Source organism: Streptomyces sp. NPDC058664, assembly GCF_042716635.1.
Taxonomy (GTDB): Bacteria; Actinomycetota; Actinomycetes; order Streptomycetales; family Streptomycetaceae; genus Streptomyces.
The window spans coordinates 1-2817 of record NZ_JBHXRW010000173.1 but is presented as its reverse complement, the minus strand read 5'-3'; the positions used below and the strand labels follow the sequence as shown (position 1 = coordinate 2817).

The window sequence follows — 2817 nt, the reverse complement described above, 5'->3', positions numbered from 1 at the left end:
TCGGTGGCGACGGTGTGGCGGCGGTTGAAACGGCACGGCTGGTCCTGGCAGGCACCCGCCCGCAGAGCACTCGAACGCGACGAGCACGCGGTGGAGCTATGGAAGAGGGAGGTGTGGCCGCAGGTAAAAGGCTCGCGGCGGCGTCCGGTGCCTGGATCGTCTTAGAGGACGAAGCCGGGTTCTCGATGACTCCGCCCCGCGCCCGCACCTGGGGCCGACGCGGACACACCCCTGTCATCCGCGTCCGCGACAGGTCCCGCCGCCGGACCTCCATCGCCGCATTGTGCTGCTACAAACCCGGCGAGAAGAGCCGCCTCATCCACCGGCCCCGCACCCATCTCCTCCTCAAGGGTGCACGCAAGAGTTTCTCCTGGAAGGACTACCGTGACCTGCTGGTCCGCGCGCACATCCACCTCGACGGCCCGATCGTGGTGATCTGGGAGCATCTCCATACTCATCTGGCCGCCGGACTGAAGCGGTACGAGGCCGAGCACGACTGGCTCACCACCGTCCGCCTCCCACCTACGCACCCGACCTCAATCCCGTCGAGGCCGTCTGGCCACTCATCCGCAGGGCGATGGCCAACACCGCCTTCGACACATCCGACGACCTCGACCGCACCCTTCGCCGCGAGTTACGCAGAATCCAGCTCCGACCCCACCTGATCGACAGCTGCCTCACCGCCACAGGTCTGGCTATCACCCCACCGACCCCACCGTGAAAACCTCAGTAGCGGGCCGGTGTTGGTGAGATCCAAGCCCGGGATGATCCCAGGCAGCCGGGCTCGGAGCCGATTGACTGTTTGGGTATGGTCGGCGACCAGATCCATGCGGCGCCCGGTGAGGATCTTGAGGTCGATGACGGTTTCATCGCTGGTGCGTAAGGGGTGCAGGTCACGGCGGATACGGACCTGGTTGGCGATGACCGCGGCGTCCTTGGTATCGGTCTTGCCTTCGCCGCGGCAGCTTTCCGAGGCGCGATGGATGGCCCGGCCGGAAATGTAGTTCACCGGTTGGTCGTGGTTGAGGAAGGTCGTGATGGCCAGGGCGGCTCCGCCGTCGGCCAGGTCGATTCCCCAGGTCACCTCGTCTCCCAGGGCCAGGACATCGGCGAGGCACTCGAGGAGTTCGGGCTCGTCGTTGGCGACGCGTCGTGACAGCAGCCGACGGCCGCTCTCATCGATCGCGACGCAGTGGTGGTGGGTCTTGCCTGCGTCGATGCCGGCCCAGCTCGCGGCCATGGTGCCCCCGTGCGGTGGGGCGTGCTGAATGCCTCCCGACGGACGACCTCGCTGTCGATTCCCTACTCAGCGATCATTCACAATTCCTCATTGGCAGCCGAGTCGTCGTGGGGCGATGCTCTTATGGATGTCAAGTAGCGGTTGCGAGGTGGCTCGGGGTCGCTGCGTTGGCGTTCGTGGTGGTCAGGACGTGGTAGATCTCTCGGGCGACGAACCGCTTGAGGCAGCGGATGATCTCCTTCTTCGACAGGCCCTCCTTGGTCCGCCGCTCCACGTATTGCTTGGTGCGCTGGTCCCAGCGCAGGCGGCAGAGCACGATCCGGTAGAGGGCCGCGTTCGCGGCCCGGTCACCGCCCCGGTTGAGCCGGTGGCGGTGGGTGCGGCCGGATGACGCGGGCAGCGGGGCGACGCCGCAGAGCATGGCGAACGCCGCTTCCGAGCGGAGCCGGTCGGGGTTGTCGCCCGCGGTGACCAGCAGCTGGCCGGCGACGTCCGGGCCGACGTCGTTCAGCTCGGTCAGGGCTGGGTTGATCTCCTGGGTGAGCGGGGCTATCAGCTGGTCCAGTTCGTCGATCTCCTGGCCCAGGTCGCGGTGGCGACGGGCGAGCGACCGAAGGGCGATCTTCGTCGCGGTGACCGGATCGCCGACCTGGCCGGGGCTTGGGCGGAAGCCCGCGCAGATGGTCAGCAGGTCCTTGTCCTTCAGGTGCCGCAGCATGGTGCGGACGCCTTCCGGCGCGGTGACGATCAGGTTCTTGATCTGCCGGGCAGCATCGGACCGCTGCTGGACCGCGCTGCGGCGGGCGACCCGCAACGCCCGCAGGGCCTCGACCCGGCCGTCACGGAACTTCGGTGTTCCGGTGCGGCGTTCGGCGAGCGCGGCCCGGGCCGCCGCCTCGGCGTCGACCGGGTCGGACTTGCCCTGCCACCGACGCGTCTTGCGGTCCGGGCGGTCGATCTCCACGACCGCCACGTCACATTCGCGCAGGTGGCGGGCGAGTCCGGCGCCGTAGGCGCCGGTGCCCTCGACCCCGACCATCAGCAGGGTTCCAAAGGACCGGAGCCAGGACAGGAGCTTGCGGTAGCCGAGCGCGGAGGCGGGGAACTGGGCCGAGCCCAGGACCCGGCCCGCTGAATCGATCGCGGCCGCGGTGTGGGTGTCCTTGTGGGTGTCGACGCCGCCGGTGACCTCGACCTCGTGCTGTGCCATCGTTGGGTGTGCCGTCCAATCCATTCGACCGGGTGGGATGGCACCCGTCGGCCGGGAGGGCGGACAAGACAGTGATGGGGCCTCTGGCCAGGCTCTTATGAAGTCACGTCCCCCGGCCCGACGGATGCGGGCGAGCGTCCCCCGGACAGGGCCGACAGATCCCGTTGAGGACCCTGAGTCAGTCAGGCGGTGGGTCAGACCCCGCCGGAGAACGCTCACGTACATCCTCACTGTCAGGCGGCGAATCAACACGAGCCACATTCGGCGGAGGGCTGAGTGGACGTTAAGTCCGTTTCTGGTAGCGGCCTCGTCCGGGTTGGGTGAGGAAGCCTTGGCGGGTGAGTCGTCCGAGGCGGCTGCGGGTGAT

The 2817-nt window shown here is 68.1% G+C and carries 3 protein-coding genes and 1 pseudogene; 2 read left to right on the top strand and 2 right to left on the bottom strand.

Going from position 1 to position 2817, the window contains the following annotated elements; translation table 11 throughout:
• Positions 1-3: 3 nt before the first annotated feature.
• A complete protein-coding gene (locus ACFWUY_RS41195; RefSeq protein WP_384122041.1) occupies positions 4-165 on the top strand; it encodes a winged helix-turn-helix domain-containing protein in 162 nt (53 codons plus the stop codon).
• 20 nt (positions 166-185) lie between these two features.
• Positions 186-721 (top strand): annotated as a pseudogene (locus ACFWUY_RS41190) (transposase).
• Here ACFWUY_RS41190 and ACFWUY_RS41185 read toward each other — a convergent pair.
• Entirely contained in the window at positions 635-1240 is a 606-nt protein-coding gene (locus ACFWUY_RS41185; RefSeq protein WP_384122038.1) for an IS110 family transposase, read from the bottom strand. The pseudogene ACFWUY_RS41190 and the gene ACFWUY_RS41185 sit on opposite strands and share 87 nt — an antisense overlap.
• Positions 1241-1370: 130 nt before the next feature.
• The gene (locus ACFWUY_RS41180; RefSeq protein WP_384122032.1) at positions 1371-2450 is read right to left on the bottom strand and encodes an IS110 family transposase; all 1080 of its coding nucleotides are present in this window, start codon (positions 2448-2450) and stop codon (positions 1371-1373) included.
• Positions 2451-2817: the final 367 nt, after the last annotated feature.